24 protein-coding genes are annotated in these 16,517 nt (G+C 60.0%); 5 read left to right on the top strand and 19 right to left on the bottom strand.

The window, feature by feature from the left end:
• Nucleotides 1–78 precede the first annotated feature (78 nt).
• The 5 genes from ALVIN_RS15950 to ALVIN_RS15935 all read right to left on the bottom strand — a co-directional run bounded on the left by ALVIN_RS15950 (nt 79) and on the right by ALVIN_RS15935 (nt 2,927).
• Nucleotides 79–333, bottom strand: coding sequence for a hypothetical protein (locus tag ALVIN_RS15950; RefSeq protein WP_012972365.1), 255 nt, complete (start codon nt 331–333; stop codon nt 79–81).
• A 3-nt stretch (nt 334–336) separates the two neighbouring features.
• The gene (locus ALVIN_RS15945) at nt 337–732 is read right to left on the bottom strand and encodes a DUF6573 family protein (RefSeq protein WP_012972364.1); all 396 of its coding nucleotides are present in this window, start codon (nt 730–732) and stop codon (nt 337–339) included.
• A 2-nt stretch (nt 733–734) separates the two neighbouring features.
• Entirely contained in the window at nt 735–965 is a 231-nt protein-coding gene (locus tag ALVIN_RS15940; RefSeq protein WP_012972363.1) for a hypothetical protein, read from the bottom strand.
• Between the two features lie 8 nt (nt 966–973).
• On the bottom strand, nt 974–1,231 hold the full coding sequence (locus ALVIN_RS17335) for a hypothetical protein (RefSeq protein WP_012972362.1): 258 nt from the start codon (nt 1,229–1,231) through the stop codon (nt 974–976).
• 1,264 nt (nt 1,232–2,495) lie between these two features.
• Entirely contained in the window at nt 2,496–2,927 is a 432-nt protein-coding gene (locus tag ALVIN_RS15935) for a hypothetical protein (protein WP_043796462.1), read from the bottom strand.
• A gap of 11 nt (nt 2,928–2,938) precedes the next feature.
• On the opposite strand from ALVIN_RS15935, the gene ALVIN_RS17330 reads away from it, so the two are divergent.
• Complete coding sequence (locus tag ALVIN_RS17330) at nt 2,939–3,430, top strand: helix-turn-helix domain-containing protein (RefSeq protein ID WP_148217640.1); 492 nt, start codon at nt 2,939–2,941, stop codon at nt 3,428–3,430.
• A 416-nt stretch (nt 3,431–3,846) separates the two neighbouring features.
• Here the strand turns inward: ALVIN_RS17330 and ALVIN_RS17710 are convergent, their stop codons facing one another.
• The 12 genes from ALVIN_RS17710 to ALVIN_RS15875 form a co-directional block, all read right to left on the bottom strand.
• Entirely contained in the window at nt 3,847–4,347 is a 501-nt protein-coding gene (locus tag ALVIN_RS17710) for a hypothetical protein (protein WP_190275545.1), read from the bottom strand.
• 219 nt (nt 4,348–4,566) lie between these two features.
• Nucleotides 4,567–4,785, bottom strand: coding sequence for a hypothetical protein (locus tag ALVIN_RS17705; protein ID WP_148217638.1), 219 nt, complete (start codon nt 4,783–4,785; stop codon nt 4,567–4,569).
• A gap of 42 nt (nt 4,786–4,827) precedes the next feature.
• Nucleotides 4,828–5,061: a hypothetical protein gene (locus tag ALVIN_RS15920; protein ID WP_012972358.1), complete on the bottom strand. Its 234-nt coding sequence runs from the start codon at nt 5,059–5,061 to the stop codon at nt 4,828–4,830.
• Nucleotides 5,062–5,259: a hypothetical protein gene (locus tag ALVIN_RS15915; protein ID WP_190275544.1), complete on the bottom strand. Its 198-nt coding sequence runs from the start codon at nt 5,257–5,259 to the stop codon at nt 5,062–5,064.
• A 78-nt stretch (nt 5,260–5,337) separates the two neighbouring features.
• Nucleotides 5,338–5,658 (bottom strand): hypothetical protein, encoded by a 321-nt coding sequence (locus ALVIN_RS15910; RefSeq protein WP_012972356.1) that lies wholly within the window; start codon nt 5,656–5,658, stop codon nt 5,338–5,340.
• 1,957 nt (nt 5,659–7,615) lie between these two features.
• Complete coding sequence (locus tag ALVIN_RS17855) at nt 7,616–7,756, bottom strand: hypothetical protein (protein ID WP_012972354.1); 141 nt, start codon at nt 7,754–7,756, stop codon at nt 7,616–7,618.
• A 473-nt stretch (nt 7,757–8,229) separates the two neighbouring features.
• Nucleotides 8,230–8,484, bottom strand: coding sequence for a hypothetical protein (locus ALVIN_RS15900; RefSeq protein ID WP_012972353.1), 255 nt, complete (start codon nt 8,482–8,484; stop codon nt 8,230–8,232).
• A complete protein-coding gene (locus ALVIN_RS16765; RefSeq protein WP_012972352.1) occupies nt 8,468–9,289 on the bottom strand; it encodes a helix-turn-helix domain-containing protein in 822 nt (273 codons plus the stop codon). Before ALVIN_RS16765 ends, ALVIN_RS15900 begins: the two co-directional genes overlap by 17 nt.
• 26 nt (nt 9,290–9,315) lie before the next feature.
• Nucleotides 9,316–9,618, bottom strand: a complete 303-nt coding sequence (locus ALVIN_RS15890; RefSeq protein ID WP_012972351.1) for a hypothetical protein — start codon at nt 9,616–9,618, stop codon at nt 9,316–9,318.
• Nucleotides 9,619–9,627: 9 nt separating this feature from the next.
• Nucleotides 9,628–9,942, bottom strand: coding sequence for a hypothetical protein (locus ALVIN_RS15885; protein ID WP_012972350.1), 315 nt, complete (start codon nt 9,940–9,942; stop codon nt 9,628–9,630).
• On the bottom strand, nt 9,939–10,580 hold the full coding sequence (locus ALVIN_RS15880) for a division plane positioning ATPase MipZ (RefSeq protein ID WP_012972349.1): 642 nt from the start codon (nt 10,578–10,580) through the stop codon (nt 9,939–9,941). Before ALVIN_RS15880 ends, ALVIN_RS15885 begins: the two co-directional genes overlap by 4 nt.
• A gap of 404 nt (nt 10,581–10,984) precedes the next feature.
• Complete coding sequence (locus ALVIN_RS15875) at nt 10,985–11,311, bottom strand: hypothetical protein (protein WP_043796458.1); 327 nt, start codon at nt 11,309–11,311, stop codon at nt 10,985–10,987.
• A gap of 900 nt (nt 11,312–12,211) precedes the next feature.
• Here ALVIN_RS15875 and ALVIN_RS15870 point away from each other — a divergent pair.
• From ALVIN_RS15870 to ALVIN_RS15855, 4 genes are all read left to right on the top strand, one after another.
• Nucleotides 12,212–13,138: a tyrosine-type recombinase/integrase gene (locus ALVIN_RS15870; protein WP_012972347.1), complete on the top strand. Its 927-nt coding sequence runs from the start codon at nt 12,212–12,214 to the stop codon at nt 13,136–13,138.
• Entirely contained in the window at nt 13,135–13,713 is a 579-nt protein-coding gene (locus ALVIN_RS15865) for a 3-keto-disaccharide hydrolase (RefSeq protein WP_148217637.1), read from the top strand. The genes ALVIN_RS15870 and ALVIN_RS15865 overlap by 4 nt, the downstream gene beginning before the upstream one ends.
• Before the next feature lie 90 nt (nt 13,714–13,803).
• Complete coding sequence (locus ALVIN_RS15860) at nt 13,804–14,052, top strand: WGR domain-containing protein (RefSeq protein ID WP_012972345.1); 249 nt, start codon at nt 13,804–13,806, stop codon at nt 14,050–14,052.
• Nucleotides 14,053–14,096: 44 nt separating this feature from the next.
• The gene (locus tag ALVIN_RS15855) at nt 14,097–14,777 is read left to right on the top strand and encodes a M15 family metallopeptidase (protein ID WP_012972344.1); all 681 of its coding nucleotides are present in this window, start codon (nt 14,097–14,099) and stop codon (nt 14,775–14,777) included.
• Nucleotides 14,778–14,925: 148 nt separating this feature from the next.
• Here the strand turns inward: ALVIN_RS15855 and ALVIN_RS15850 are convergent, their stop codons facing one another.
• Complete coding sequence (locus tag ALVIN_RS15850) at nt 14,926–15,321, bottom strand: lysozyme inhibitor LprI family protein (protein ID WP_012972343.1); 396 nt, start codon at nt 15,319–15,321, stop codon at nt 14,926–14,928.
• Nucleotides 15,322–15,344: 23 nt separating this feature from the next.
• A complete protein-coding gene (locus tag ALVIN_RS16760; protein WP_012972342.1) occupies nt 15,345–16,391 on the bottom strand; it encodes a COG3904 family protein in 1,047 nt (348 codons plus the stop codon).
• Nucleotides 16,392–16,517: the final 126 nt, after the last annotated feature.

Genomic DNA, 16,517 nt, shown 5'->3' with positions numbered 1-16,517 from the left:
CCGATCTCCTACGTTGTGAGTGCTTCGCATCTAGGAACCGGACGCTCGGGAGGGGGCAACCTCCCAAGCGTCCACCCATCAAAACGGGGCGATCTCGCCCACCTCAAGCGCCGACATCCGGCGCGGATCAAACCCGAAATACGGCGGCTGCTCGCCAAGCGGCAGAGCGGCGGCCGCATCGGCAAAGTGCAACGTCACCTCGCCAAGCAAGTCGCCCTTGCTGTCGAACAGCGACAGCGTTTGCCACCAACGCACATCTTTTCCATTCTCGGTCTGGCCATCGGCTCGGACCTGGATGCGCTGTACGCCGTGAATGCTGAGATAAGCGGCCATGATTCAATCCTCCTCGGGTTGCATGATGGTGATGACCGGTTCGCCGACATCGCCGGGGCCGATCTCGATGGCCAGCCGCACCGGCTCTGGCAGCTGACCACCGCGCGGGATGCGCAGAACAGTAAAGAGCACGCGGTTGGAACCCCGGCGACCACGGGCGGCGAACAGGGCCATCGTGAGTACATCCCACAAACGCCCCTGCTCGTCCTGGTAGACAGGCTGAAATTGATCCCAGTGGACGCAATCACCCCAGACAGCGGCCGTGACCGCGACCGGAACACGCCAACCGGCTTCGCGGGCCGTTGCCGACACGTCGATCAAACCGCCATCTGCGATGGCCTGGGCGCGGCTATAGACGTGGATCAGATCGGCGTTTTCAAACAGGGAGGACAAGGGCATGACTATTTCTCCAGAGTGCGGCGGATGAGCTGACCGAACGGCAGGGGGCCGCAATACCCCGCCGGCGGCTCTTGGACAGTCCAGTGATAGACGAAGCCATCACCGGGACCGGGAGGGAAGGACCGCTGATGCTCCAGGCCGAAATCAAGCGGGAGCTGACGGACACCATAGCGGGCCAGCGCCTGTGCGCGGATCACTTCAGGCAGGAACGACCAGGGCGAGCGCTTGAGCATGACGAACCTCACCAAGTCAGATGGAAGAAAGCGGCGCGGAGCTGATCGCGCGCGGCAGATGACGACAGACCAGCCGGAAGCCAGACCTTGACGGCATAAGGAGGAATGCGAGCCGCCAGCGGGCCAGACTGGTAAACCGCGAAAGTCTTGCCGGGGCGAATCTCGGTACGCCAGGCCCAAACCGAACCTTTTGCACGCATATTAAACACAAAAAGACCGCAAAATCGGGCAGCGACTGAGAAGAAGCGGGAGAGGGTCGGGGCCATGACACACTCCTAAAATAAAACTCTTATGATTATTATATAACTAATACGATTATTTTCAAGGCAAAAAGGCGAAAAAACAGCGGCTGTTGGCGCTGGCTAGTGGCTGAAGTAGGACAGAAAGCAGACAACAAAGCGAGGATAAGAAGAGGGCGCTGGAAGTGTGATTTACACTAAAAGATAGATTTGATGCCGCTTGGCCTTGCCGACCAGCCGGAGCCAGACCGACCAAACCACTGAGACCACCAAGGCCGGTGCGCGAAAGGACGCGCTGGCACGACACCCAAGCACAGGCCGAACCCCCGCCTTGGTGACTAATTTGCGGAGCTAGCAGCCGGAATGAGGTGGCAGAGTCACTGCGCGCTTTCTGTTGGCACGCCCTATCAAATCCCCAGCCGTGACCGGTGGTGCGTCCGCGCCCATCAGGAAGCGATGAACTTGCAGCCGGTAGGAGCTTGCAGAGGGAGGTGACACTGAAATTGGAAAGCGCGGCCCCCGGTTGCCCCGCCCATCAGAAGGCGATGAACCGGCAGCCGGTAGGAACTTGCAGAAGACCGCTTGGCGATGCATACCACGCGGGGCAGAGGGCGAGCACGCCGCGCGCGGGATGAGGTTGCATGGGCCAATACGCTATGGCGCGCGGACGCGGAAGGGAACGCAATGAGGCTGAAAGAACCGTCATCAAAGGTCGTGACCTTGGAGCGCAGCGACCCCCGAAGGGTCTATGAAAACCGGGGCTGACGGTGTAGGGAAGGAGCAACCGGCGCTGTTTGCCGGTCGCGCCCTGGAGCCGTCGGCCCCTCAACGCCTGAGTGCTCGCCGTCTCTGATGTGCTCGCTGTCCGAACGCTCCGCGCGTCGTTGGCGCGGGGCGTTCGGGCCGGTACGCCGTCTCGATCACCGCCATCCGAATCTTCAGCCATGGCACAAAGGCAGGAGCCGAAGATCGGTCGCGCCATGGATGGCGCCTCCACCCCGGCTCCGCGTCAGCGGGGCCGGTCACGCCCTCGACGATCCTGATCGGCTCATGCGCAACGGTGCCGCGTCGTTGGCGGCTCCGTTGCGCCGGTAGGAGGGTGCGACTGGGAGCGTCCTGCTCGCCGCCGGGAGCGGCGAGCCCTCCATGGATGGACACCGTCTCAGGATACCTGGGATCTCGCGGCTGGTGGCGGCAGCAGCCCGCTGTCAGTGATGGGCTCTCAGGAATGCAGAGAAGCCGGCATCACCCGGACGTCGATCCAACCCAGACAAGAAGCCTGCAACAGACCTCAGCCTCGCCCGTATTCGTAGCGCGTCGGATTGATGCTGACTTCCGACATCAGGAGAACTGTCTCCGGCTCGAATGCCATGAGCGCGTCTTCCGACACAGGTTCCATCTGCCCGTGAAACGCCTCCAGCGCCTGCCGCACGTCCTCAATGCCATGCGCGAGAATCCCCAAGCCACCGGCCGTACCGACCTGATCGAGAAAAGCCGCGTGTCCAGAACCAAGCGGCTCGCCCAGGCGCTTCACCTTCACCGCCATGAAATGGCCCGTCTCCAGCTGCCCGAGGATATCCGAGCATCCCCGAAAGGCGCGAACATGGACTCCAGCCGCCCAGGCCACCCGGCCATCGCTCTTGAGATAGCGCAGGATCTCGGCCCGGATGTCACGTTGCGCTCGATCGCGCTCCTTGTCCTGAACATTCATCAGCGTCTCCAAGGGAATAATTTATGACCTATAGGGATTATTCTGATGCTAGACTGATACCAGATCCAGCCGGAAAACCCCCAATGTTACACGCTCGACTGAAATCCGCCCGAATCGCTCGTGACCTGTCTCAGGCTCAGGTGGCGACTGCGCTCGACCTTTCCCAGGGGTTCGTCTCGAAGCTGGAGTCCGGCGATAAAACGCCCAGCGTCGAACTGCTTCAGAAGCTCGCTAAACTTTATGAGGTCACGGAGTCGCATTTGCTCGGTTCAACGATCGAGGGATCAGGCGATGAGTCTTCGGGATCCAAGACGCCGGCGGAAATCATCGCCCTGCTGCTCGATCCCAACCTGCCTTCGGGACTGCGCGCACTCGCTGAAGACCCCACGATCAATGCTCTGAAGATCACGCTTCAGGAGTGGCGGATGCTGTGCTCGATCGCGCTTCCGCGCGAGATCGACAAGGCGGGCTACATCCAGATCCTGCTGGCGATCCGGGGCGTCCTCGGTTCCTGAGCATCGCGCGTTCGCGTCGCGGCTCGATCTGTGGCCTCCCGGCGCGTAGCCGGGAGTTCCTTCGTGGCGGTCTCTATGCATCGGCTCCCGCCGGCCGGCTTTTGAAATCAGTCCTCCCGTGCGTCCTGAACGGGCGGTTCCGGGAGCGGCGTCCAGTGCGTCGGCGGCGCTTTCCAGCGGCGCAATGCAAACGGGCCGAATTTGCCGTCATCGATGACCCGTGATTCTTCTTCCGAGTCCCAGGCAACCTGGTGGACCCCGAAATCTGGAAAAACACCAGAATGTCGACATCCGGCGGCGTGGTTTCAATAGAGTGCTATACGTATTCCACACATCCTCCATGCCCGGCGCTGGGCCGGTCGGAAGCGGTTATCAATCACAACGCGCAGTAAACCGCGCGTCGTATTTCGTCGACTTCAAAAGGGAATGTCATCTAAATCCGGGTTGCTTTCGATCTCCAGTGCTCGAATTTTCCGCCGTAGCCGGACAGAACGCGGGTCTAGATCCCATTCGCCAGCTGGATTCAGGCGCTTGATGAATGCGCGCAGACATAGGGGCGCGCTATCGTTCATGCCTTGCCAATGCCAAACCAGCCGGGCCGTTCTCCGCAATGCCGAATATTGCTCACGGGTAAGGGACCGATCATCGAAGATGAATCCGATTGAAATGGCTTTCAGCGCACGCTCTGACATTTGCTGAAACGTGTTTTCAAACTGAGCGGGTACAGCGATCGTAACTAGTCTCTGCCGTATCGGTTTGGGTTTGCGCATCTCTGATTCCTCTAATAAAAACCCGGCGTTGTTCCGGGTCTGTTTCGTTTGCAGGATCACTCCGCAAAACTGATATTTGAGCCATTCAAAAACGCCACTCGGCGTGCGGCGCTTTCGCGATCCCCATGATCGCTGTCGGTGTGCCATTTGCCGTCCGGATCAAAAAATCCGACGGTCCATAAACCCATCGCATTCTACACATCTCTGTAAGTCGTTGAATTTCATAAAACACAGCCTGGAGCGTGCTCTATAAAAAATCAGTGACTTACAGACTTGCGTGTAATGCGATGCCATAAACCAGGCTCGGTTTGGATATAAACGTACATTGCGCGCTCCTGCCCGGCTCGAAGCCGTGCGTTGGTGGATTTATTCCTCGTCCGGGTCAGGTTGGCCGGTTCCGCACTCATCGCACCCCTCATTGAGGTCGTCGATCTCGGCTCCGCAGTCGTTGCAGAACCAGGCGGATCGGCCTTCTTCCTGGCTTTGATCGCCGATTGCATAACGGCTGAAACGTCCGCCGCGCGCGTCTTCCAGCCAAAGCGCGTCATTCTCAAGGGCTTTTTCAAGCGGGCTTAATTCGTTCATGCTTTGCTCCTGCCCGGCACCGGTCCGGGCGTTTGTCAGTGGTTAGGCGGCGCTGCCGGGGAAGACGCGATGGAGCGCTTCACGGGCTTCGTCGAACGACTGCGGCCCGAATTCGCGAGCCAGAAACTCGTAAAGCTGCTGTGCAACGTCAAGCGGCATCTCAATACTGTCGAGCGGGTAATAACCGTTGCAGCGCTTGATGTGTAGCTGGCCCTGGCGGGTGATTGTCGCGCCAAACTCGTGACCATCTTTCGATGGCATGATCTGATTGATCATTCAAAACCCCTCCCAAGTTGATCCAAGACCGGGGCGGCTGCCACTCAAATCCGCATCGCGGCGCATCGACTCGGCATCCTCCATCGTGGCCAGCCACGCCAGACCGGCGGGAGATTCAACCCAGTCGTCCAGGCTCATCCACCAATCATCGAAAGAAGAATCGGGGCGGTTGATGTCAAACTGGCTTTCGTCGTACACTTGAAACACCTCATTGTCCGTTCCAAAGCGTGAGGGTTTGGCGGCTTGTCGGAGTGCCATCCGGCAAGCCGTTTTCTGTTACCAGCATCGGCGATCCAAGTACCGCATGATCGCCGACTCTGTGCGCCGATCCTTTGCTTCTCTCTCCATGTAGCTGTCGATCTCATGCTCGATACGCGCCTTGTCATGCGCGGTCATCTTGCACTCCAGCCATTCGGCGATCCGTCCGCGACGGTCGAGAATGCGCCAGTCCGATTCGGTGTGACCGAGATAATCCCAGTCCGACCAAATGGCATTTGGATCTGGGCTGTAATGGCTGTAGCTCTCAACGCCGATCAGGCAAGGAATACCGGATACGCGCGTGTCAATCTCCGTTATGAAATACGGCTGCTTGCTCATTGCGCTTACCTCATAGAAAAAGGGTTGATTGGTAACTGGGGGGTCGCTTGCGCGGTAGCCGCTAGCCCAGCGCGTGATCCCGAGGCCGTCTCGGGAAGTCCGCGATAATCCTTTTTATGATGCTCCTTGGTAATATTTTATTACCTATAGGGAATATTTCAAGGTAAAAAGTGAATATTTTATTCCCAAAAAAAGCCGGGGAAGGAATGAAAAAGCGAGAGGGAGGCGGGAGCGGAGGCGAGCGGAAGCCAGCGACCGCGCGGGGACAGAAGAGGCAGGGAAGCGCCGGGGGAAGAGGGGAACGCGACCACGGGCAGACCGCGCGCGGCGACGGAGCGCGCGAGGGAAAGCGAACCGCGCGAGCTGGCGGACAGGAACACCACAGCACCGGACGAAGCGGCGGCACCAACGGCGCCAGTGCGCGCGGCGAGCCGGACAGAGAGGGGCACGGACGGGCCGCCACCCGCCCAAGACCGAAGCGAGGCGCCCGACAGGACGGCGCGGCGCACCTGGGCGACAGCTGACAGAGAGCAAACACCGGCGGGCGAACCGGAACCCAACGGGCCAAAGGCGGAAAAAACCGAGAGACGGGGAGCCAGACCAGCCGAGACGGCCGCCGCAAGCACGACCGAATCCGCCCCGACACAGCACCCGACAGACAAGCCGGCACCTGACCGCAACACGGCCAACGCGACCGAGGACGCCAGCGCAGACGCCGAGGGCGACAACGAGCGCGCGCCGCCGAATGCCCAAACAGGAGGGACCGAAGGGGACAGGGATGGGAACAGGGACAGCTGGGACACGGGACACCCCCAGGGAGAAAGGGCGACCCCCAAGGGACGCCCTGGGAACCGACCGACTAGCGCGAGCGGAACCAGCCGGCGACGGGCGCGACGGGCAACGGCGGCGCGAGCCGAAGCGACGGCGGCACGGCGACCGGCACCGAGACGCCCCAGACCGCGCCGGACACCCCACGGAAGCGGCGCACGGCCAGCGACACGCCGACCCACCAACCCCACGCGGACGCGAACACAGCAGCCGGGCCAGGCTCGGCGAAGCCAACCACGACCACAGCACCGGAGAAGGAGCGCGAGGAAGCACGGACCCGCCAGCGACGGCACCCGGACGCCAAGGCGGAGCCGACCAGCACACGCCACCACGGAGCGGAGCCGGGCCGACCACCAAGACCGGCACCACGGCACACCAGCGCGCGGGAGCAAACGACGGACGAAGGACCAGCAAAGGAAGGCAGAGGCAGGGAAGACACGGGACACCCCCCGAAGGCCAGAGCCGGGAGACCACCCCCCAGCGCACACCACAATTTGAACACAAAAAGAAAGAAAAAGCAAGAAAAACAACGAGAAAGGAGAAAAAAGAACACAAAAAGGAAGAGGAAGCCAGACCGACCAGACCACGGCGAGCCACCCCGCCGGACACCGAGACCAGCCAGACCCGGCCAGCCCAACGGGGCCACCAAGGCCGATGCGCGAAAGGACGCGCTGGCACGAGGCCCGACAACAAGCTGACACGCCCCCTTGGCGACCTGTTTGAGGAGCCAACTGCCGGAATGAGGCCGGCAGGCTAACCGCGAGCTTTCTGTTGGTACGCCCTATCGAATCTTCAGCCGTGACCGGTGGTGCGTCCGCGCCTATCAGGACGCGATGAACTGGCCGCCGGAAGGAACTTGCAGAGGAAGGTGATACTGAAACTGGAAAGCGCGGCGCCCGGTTGCCCCGCCCATCAGGAAACGATGAGCCAGCTGTTGGAAGGAGCTTGCAGAGTGCTGCTTGGCGATGCATACCACGCGGGGCAGAGGGCGAGCACGCCGCGCGCGGGATGAGGTTGCATGGGCCAATACGCTATGGCGCGCGGACGCGGAAGGGAACGCAATGAGGCTGAAAGAACCGTCATCAAAGGTCGTGACCTTGGAGCGCAGCGACCCCCGAAGGGCTTGTAATCAATCGGGCTGGCGTGGCGCGCTCCCGCCACGATAGCCCCACAACGCCTGGACCTTGCCGTCACTGATGCACTCGCCGCCTGAGCGTGCCGCGCTGTTTGCGGGACGCTCAGGCCGGTACATCGTCTCGATCACCGCCATCAAAATCTCCAGCCGTGGCAACAGGGCGGGCGGGTGGGTATCTGATCAAACGGGCTGCCGTGCCGGGAAAGGAGCGAACGGCGTCAGCCGGACGCGACCCCGGCACGGCAGCCCCACCTTGGAGCGTAGCGACCTTCAGGGGGGCGGGGCGCTCCCCACATGAGACTCGACTGCGCCCGTCCGGCATCCGGCGCTGTTTGCCGGTTGTCGGGCGGGCGCAGTCAAAACCCGAGCTTGAAGATCGCGCTGAGGCTTGTGCGTGCCGGTGCCGCGCTATTTGCGGCTCCGGCATGCTGGTAGGACGCTACGGCTGGGTGCAACCTGCCCGCCGCCGGGAGCGGCGTGCGCTCCATGGATGGATACGGCTTCAGGATACCTGGGAGTTCGCGGCCGGGAGCGACAGCAGTCCGCTGGCCGTGATGAGGCTGATGGAAGCCGGCATCACTCGGACGTCGATTCCACCCGGACGAAAATCATCTATCCACAGAATCTGTCGATAACTTCGCATCCAGGCCACTCGATGCAGTGAAAGAATCTTCAGTGGCGCGGCCCGCTGTTAGATTGGTCAGGAATTTACCATCCTGCCCGAGCCCCTCATTCTCGATCGGCGTATCGGCTGGAGCCGACTCGTCAGCGAGCGGCGGGAAGAAGACGGGATCATCGGTCACGCTATCGAGGATGGCGGCACCGGCACCAAACCCGCCAATCAACTCAGGGATCTGAGACATCAGAGGTTTGCTCGCGCGTATTCGAAGCCAAGGCGGCCGATAACTGAAAAATCAACCCCCGGCCCCGCTCATCAGTTCGCCTGAAGTGGCGAATCAGCTCGCGCTCGTGCTCATCCGGCGGCGGTCGGTCATCGATGCACAGCAACCATGCCGGCGAGACCTCGAAGATCGCGCTCAGTTGCATCACCTCTTCGATTCCAGGGCGGCGCAGACCGATCTCGTAATTGTTGAGCGCCACCGAGGAAATGGCTCCGTCAATGCGCTCGGAGAGCTTGCGCAGCGACAAACCGAGTTGCTTGCGTCTCGTGCGGATACGAGCTCCGATTGATCGGTTCAGTCGGCGCCCAATCTCCACTGGCGAAGACGGCTCCGAAGTCGAATGTGTGCTGATCCAACAGCGGAATCGCTCAATCTGATAAGCCACCTGATTCTTGGTCGAGCGAAATTCGTCGGCGATCTCTTGGTACTTTGCACCATCACGCCAACGCCTGATCACGTCGAGATCCTGCGCCTCGCACTGTGCTTCGTACAACCGCAGTCGTTCATCGGTGGCGATCAGCGATCGCTTGGCACGGAGACGGTCACTCAAGATTTCGGTTCGGCACTGTGTGCATATTCCAGCCAGCGTGCCATGAAGCATATTGCGGGCAGACACCGTGAAGTCAACGTCATGGCGAGTGCAATGCCAGTTTGCATCCTGGCATGTCTGCGAATAGCTTTCACGATCCAGCGTGAATTGGGGAAATTTTTCAGCGATCCGGCGCTCAATGTTCTCGACATCAAGGACCAGATTATGTTTCTTCATCAATGCCAAGTCCTTTGTCCGATCAATCAATGAACCGTCCGGTTACTCCACCCATCGCGATGGGCTAGAAGTTGTTGCAGCAGCACAGAGTGTCCCTTCAAAGCGGAGGCCAAGGCGTCATGGAGCGATTCGCCGCCCATGCCGTCGCCGATAAGAATCGAGGCTGAACCGTCTGCGTCCGAATATTCGACCCAAGCCGCACCGAATCCGCCGAGCCAGGCGCGCTGGGCATCGATATCGTTGAGGGGAGGAAAGCAGTCATCGCCCATGCTGCCCTTGTAGACGGCCCAACCCGCGCCGAACCAACGATCCTGTTCGCGGCTCTCCATGTCGCCCTCCTATTTTCCAGAACTCAGTTCCCGCGCCTTTTCCTCGATCTGAGGACGCAGGATCCTGTTCATCACCTTTTGTTGGCTGACATCCATCTGTTTTGCCAGATACCTGAGCATGGCCATGTGGTAATCGTTCAGCCGAACCGATACGTTGTATTTGGGTTGTTCTTCCGGGTCGAACTTCTCCCACGGAAGCGCGTCCTGACCCGCGCGATGATCCTTGGCGCCGGCGGTGAACTGGCGCAGTGCGTCGGGATCGACCGGCGGCAACTCCTGCTGGGGTACAGACTTGAGTTGGGTCGGTAGTTGGAATTTGCTCATCGAATGTCTCCGTAGATCTCGTGGGCCAGTGCTGTGATCTCAGCCGTAGCCTTTTCATTACCCATCTCGATGACGCCCCGGCCTTCGACCATCGCATCACGATAGATCTTGCGCTCGAAGATCGAAACGTCGGACTGCACGAACTCGGGCAGTTCCTTCAGGATCTCGCGCGCCTCGAGCGCTTCCTGAACGACCGGGTTGGTCGACGCCATCGAGATCACCAGCCGCGCCTGTAGGATCGGGTTCAGCGCGCGCGCAAGCTTCACCAGCTCGTTCATGTGGACCGTGGTCTCGATGTCGGGCTGGCTGGCTTTGAGCGGGCAACAGACCAGATTCGCTGCCACCAGGGCGCTGCGCAATTCCTCCGAATCCCGTCCGCCTGCATCGACGATGACCTCGTCATAGCGCCCGGCAAGATCACGAACAGCGTCCAGAACATTGCCGTATTTCTCGACACAGTGGATGCGTGGCAGGTCGTTTTGGCTGTTGCGCCGATCGATGAAGTTGCTGGCCGTGCGCTGGTGATCCGTGTCAACCAGCATGACATCGACACCCTTGGTCGCCAGCCAGACCGCCAGGTTAACGGCCAGCGTGCTCTTGCCCGTGCCGCCCTTCTCGCCACCAAGAAGTAAAATCATATATTTTTCCGTTGGTTATAAACGGCAAGTCAACTTGACTTACTTTAAGTCAAGTTGACTTGACTTGATGCAAGTCATTCTATCTGATTTCAGATCAGTGGGATAGGGAGCGCGCGTTGGCGAGCACGCGCGAAAAACGGGACTCATGACCCCTAGCGGATAGGGTCGACCAGGCGGTGGCGATCCGGCTTCAGCGCCGCGCGTAGGGCTCAGGGGGAACAGGCTGATGGCGACGATGTACCAGGGCGAGCCGTCACGCGGCTTCGGATGCAGCATCGAGGTCCGTGGCTATCAGGGGGCGGGTGGGCGTCCAAATCAATCGGGCTGACGCATCGCCCCTGTCAGCCACAGGGCTACCCTGACATCATCGATTCAGTAAACAGGAAAACCGCTCATCCTGACATTCAGGATAAGCCGCCGCCCTTGAGATTGTCCCATTCGTTTTCGAGTGCCGGCAGTATGACATTGGCCATGAATTTTTGCTGACTGACGCCGTGCTGTTTGGATATGTAGCGCAGCATCGACAAATAATAGTCGTTCAATCGCAGCGAGACATTGTATCTCGCAACATCGTCCTGATCGAATCGCGACCATGGCATTCTGTCATTACTGGTACGATATTTGGCTCCAGCGGTAAAAGCGCGCAGTTTCTCCGGATCGATGGCAAGGTTTTCGCCGGAAGTCATGCGTTCCGTGGTAGGCTGTGTTGGGTTGACTTGTGTTTCCATCATGCGCTCCCATCGAGGTCGAAAGCCAACATGGCCGATAGAGAACTCCGAGTTTAGACGCTTCGCAGCAATCATGCTGATCCGACATCGCATTCCATACCGCTGCTTGAGACCAGCCGATGACGTCAGCCTGTGAATAGCGCTGAGTCAGCGCCACAGGATAACGCTTTGGTCACAACCGTGCGACTGCTCTCAAACTCAATTTGTGATGCTGACCAAGGCAGAGGCAAGGTCTGACGCTGCCGGCCGCTCCGTTCGTGCCCGAGTTGAACCCAGATGCATCGTCCAAATCCAAGCGCTAAATCGCTATTCTCGCGCAGCCATAATGACTTAAGTTAAGTCATTTTAAGTCGCAGCAACTTAAATTAAGTTATTTTAAGTCAACTTGAAACATACACTTTATGGGCTTTTTTAGCCATCGTCTACGACGTCCAGGACGGCGCGCGAACCTCGCCCATCAACGTCACTCGACTTGTTTCAGGAAAGGTTGGACGAAAGTCCGAAACACGCTCCCCAGACGCCCCCCGATGATATAGCCTATTTTTTGCGAATGCCGTCACATAGCCGAAAACCTCTTTCAAATCGGATCAACACAAATATCAATTTCAGGTGATCGAGCCAGCCTCCAAATTCGTCTCCTTTTTGTAACAAGAGGCCAAAGGGCCGATGGAGAGAGAATCGGCGTTTCCGATCTGTCGATGGATTTGCCCCTGGAAACCGGGGCGATGAATCCTGATCAACCACTCGGACACTGAAGTCAAGTCGACTTGACTGAAGTCAACTGAAGTCACGCTCGCCTCACATCCAGACGCGCAATCCGGACGATTAACGGCTAGGCTTGGGAGGTCGTCAGAATCAGTCACATTGACTTGACTTCAGTCACTTTTCGACCGGGGAACCCTTATGATCGACAAGACGTTCTGGGATGTACGCAAGGATTTCATGAGCCACTTGCGCTACACACGCGGATGCGCCGAGAGTACCTGCTACGGCTATCACTCCGATCTGGGGATATGGGGCCGTTGGCTGGATGAATCCGAGCACGACTGGCGGGAATGTTCGCATATCGAGGTCGAGCAATGGATCAACGTCCAGACGCGAGAGCGCAAGGTCAAGCCTCATATCATTTCGCGCCGGGTCAGCGCGCTCTCGACATTTTATAAGTGGGCGCTCAAGAGTAAGCTTGTCGAGACTGATCCGGTCTATTTGGCCGAGAAGCCGAAGACGCCTCAACGTATTCCAATTTGGCTGGAACGGGATGAACAGGATCGGCTCAAAGAAGCGCTTCGGGACATCAGCGATCTGCCCGAGAACATTTTCGGCAACACGCCCGAGACGATCATGCTTATTCGCCAGCGCTATCAGGTGCTGTTCGATCTACTTCAAAATTCAGGGTTACGTATTAGCGAAGCACTCGCTTTAAGAGTCCGGGATGTACGTGTGACGGGTCAGATCGCACGCTCGGTGCGCGTGATCGGCAAGGGTAATAAGGAACGAATGGTACCATTGCCTGTCGCTTTTGGTGAAGAACTCGCCGCCTGGATCTCCGATCTGCCGAGTGATGAATTCATCTTCGCCAAAGAATCAGGTGGCGATCCACCAAAGCCGCGCACGGTTCGCGACTATTTGAGCAAGATCATCAAGAAGGCTGGTCTCGATAAAAAGATCACGCCGCACAAACTACGCCATACTTATGCCACCCGCTTACTGGAATCGGGGGCCGAGTTGATCGACATCCAAGCCTTGCTGGGGCATGCCAATCTGGCGACCACGCAGATGTATACCCATGTCAGCGACGATCGTATGGCGTCCGTGGTCGCCAAATTATGAGCCATCCTTTCAGCATGGCGGCTATCAGGGCCGGTTGCATCGGTTTATGGCTGATGTCCAATTCGACCTGCGGCGCGGGAGCGCCATTGGAGCCGCCTGTGTGGGACACGGAAGGCCCGATGGTTTGGGAGCAGTCCGCCGATGAACTGATCGCGAGGGGTTCGACTACCGATCCTGGATACTTGGTTTCGCGTGAGCTCTATGGTTCACTGCGTTTGCGCCTGGAGGTTTGGATCGAGCCCGAGACCAACAGCGGTGTCTTTGTCGGCTGCACGCCGGGCGAAGCGATCTCACCGACGGCCTGCTATGAGATCAATCTGTGGGATCGGCATCCGAAACAGGAATGGCGCACCGGGGCGCTGGTCGGGATCAGTCCTCCGTTGAACCATGTCGACACGCTCGGGCGCTGGAACCGGCTGGAGATCCTGATCGAGGAGAAGCGGATGCGGGTCTGGATCAACGACACCCTGACCGCCGACTGGATGACCGAAGCGCCCCGCACCGGCCGTCTGGCTCTCCAGTTCGGCGGCGCGGGCGCCGTGCACGTTCGCCATCTGACCCTGGAGCAACCCTGAGTGCCACCCGTCGCGTCGAATGCCCAATCATTGCCCAAGGAATCTAAGCGGAGCCGCCCGAACGCAGAGACGGTACCGAGCCGGCCGGTCATGTCCCGCTCTGATCGCGCGCCGTCTCCATGCCGTTGGATTCACCCCGAGAAGCAGCGTTACTACAGCGTGGTCCTGGTCCGCGACCTGTTCGGTGACTGGACGTTGCTCCAGTGCTGGGGAGGGATCGGTTCGCAGCTGGGCGGACAGCGCATCGTATGGGTCGAGTCGCATGAGGCCGGACTGAAGCAGATCGCGGCGATTGGAAAGCGACGCCGGCAGCATGGCTATCGGGAGACAGTGGCCTGAAGGCCGGACAGGCGACAACGCCGTTCACACAGGAAATCCGAACGATGCAAACAGCCTACGCACTCGATGACTATCTGGCCCTGTCGCCCTTCGACCGGTTACGCACCTACCTGGATGAACCTGCCGCCAACATGATCCCGACCGTCGAAGGCGGTGAGCAGCTGGTCGATCTGCGCGAAGTCGATACCAATCGGCGACTGGTCTTTGCGCCCCAGATGACCGATTTCCGGATGCGTGCCGGTGCGGCCCTCCGGTTGCTCCAGGCCGCCGAAGCCTTGCACCTGTTGGGCTATCAGCTGTTCATCCTGGAAACCCTGCGCCCGAAAGCCGTGCAACAGCAGCTGTTCGAGGACATTTCCCGGCAGTGCGAAGCCGATTACCCCGATCTGGATGCGGCCGAACGCTATCGCCTGATCACACAGTTCATTGCCGATCCGCACCGCTCCATCCCGCCGCACCTGACCGGCGGCGCGGTGGATCTGGCGTTGATGCAGAACCAGGAACTCGTCGACATGGGATCGGGCGTCAATGCGCTTGAGGAACGCTCACACCTACTGTCCGAACAGATTCCGCCGCTCGCCCAGGCACAGCGCCGATTGCTCCTGCTGGCGATGCTCCAGGCCGGCTTTGCGCCCATGCCCTCGGAATGGTGGCACTATTCCTATGGCGATTGCTATTGGGCGGCGTATGCGCAGCAACCGCAGGCGATCTACGCTCAGGTTTGAGCGGGCGATTCAAACTGGCCTGGCCGCCATGAATTCGATAGCGACCAGCAGCAGCACGGTCGCCACCACGCCCCAGCGCCGCCGAGCGCGATATTGCGCTTGCGCGGCAGATGGAGCGGTTGGCGGCGACCGCTGAAATGCACGTCACTCAGTGACCGTAGACTTCGGCCAGACCTTCCAACTCCTTCGCGCGTTCGGCCGTTTCCCGCAACACGCAGTCGGCGGCCATCACACGATGGAGCGTCCCACCTTCGGGGTCGAGGTAGAAGTCGCAGTTCGCATCCCGATACTGAATCCACAACCGCTGCGCCGACTGAAGCGCTTTCCGGCGTTCAGCCGACAGCTGAGCCCTCAGCTTCTGATACGCGCCGTTGAGCCGCGCGTCCTGCGTGTTCAGTTCTTCGCCAATGCAGTCCAGCATCTCAACGGTCACGCCGCCCGCTTGGTCCATGCAGCTTGAGTAACGTGTCGTATAAAGCTCGTTGTTGGCATGCGAGATCATGCAGGTGCTGAGCAGGACGGCGGACAGGGCCAGTCTACGCATGGGATAAGGTCTCCGATGTGGTGTCAGGGCAAAACCGCCCCGATGAGCTTCAATTCCATCGCCCGACCGGGATCGATCCAGCGGATACCATCGCTGGGCATGGTCGCCGCCAACGCCACGACCTCGGCATCCACCCCCATGCTCTGGAAGTAGCGGATGTAGTTGCCGACCAGACGCTGACCATCCTCCAGGCTGCCGCCACCACCGGGCGTATAGGACTGATGCAGGCCGATGCGTGCTCCATCGATAGCCAGCCGATCCACGCCGCCGGCCAGCGCAAAGGTGCAGGCACTGGCGCACATCTCGCCCGCGATCGTAACGAGGTTGTGGCTGCGCAGATAGTAGCCGACCATCTGCGCTTCCGAGACCAGCCCGCCGACGCTGTTGAGTCCGAGTGCCGACGCGCCGGTTTCCTCCAGTGCCGCGATGATCCGTTGCCCATCCCCAGCCTCGAACTCGCCCGCGAACATGACGATCACCGTCCCGTTCTCCAGGTCGATGCGCGAGAGCTTGTCGGGCGCCGACGGCTTGGTGGGGGCCAATGCCTGCTCGGCGTTGGGACGGCTGCGGCTCGGTTGCAGTGTGGTCTCCTGGAGCATGAGCCGACAGTTGCCGTAGGCGTTGTTGAACGCCAGGGCCGTGCCCGTGAGTCCCACGTTCAGATTGCCCTGGTCGGTGCGCACGCGCAGGATCTGGCCGCGCTTGAGGTCGTAGAGCGCCTGGTCCGAGAGCGGGAAACCGATCAGCGGCGTGCCGTCACCGGCATCGATGGCTTCGACGTCGAGCGTGTTGTATTGGCTCTGGTCGATGGTGAAGGTCATCGACTTGACCTGATCGTTGCCGATAAGACCGAAGTAGGCGGTATCGCAGTCGTCATCGGGCAGAAAAGCAATCGCAATGGCCAGCCCATTGTCGAAGAAGGTCTTGGCGACGTTCCCCTCCCACTGCCATTGTCCACGTCCGCCCTGATAGGTTGGTGGATCGAGCTGGGCCGTGGCCGCGAACGCGGTCAAGGCCAGAATCAACCCCGGCAGGAGCCGAGCGATGGGGTGGCGGTGCATCGAGAGCATGTCTGGAGCCTCCAAGCGGATCATGCGTAAGAACCGCGCCCGGACGACGTCCGATGAGGGGTGCGGGAGCCGGATGGAAGGATACACACGAAGCCGCGATGGCGTCCGAGAACCCGGTCACGATCC

Origin of the sequence: Allochromatium vinosum DSM 180, assembly GCF_000025485.1 — a bacterium.
In the GTDB taxonomy this organism is placed as follows: Bacteria; Pseudomonadota; Gammaproteobacteria; order Chromatiales; family Chromatiaceae; genus Thermochromatium; species Thermochromatium vinosum.
The sequence above is the reverse complement of the archived record's forward strand: the minus strand, read 5'-3'. Positions and strand labels throughout refer to the sequence as shown.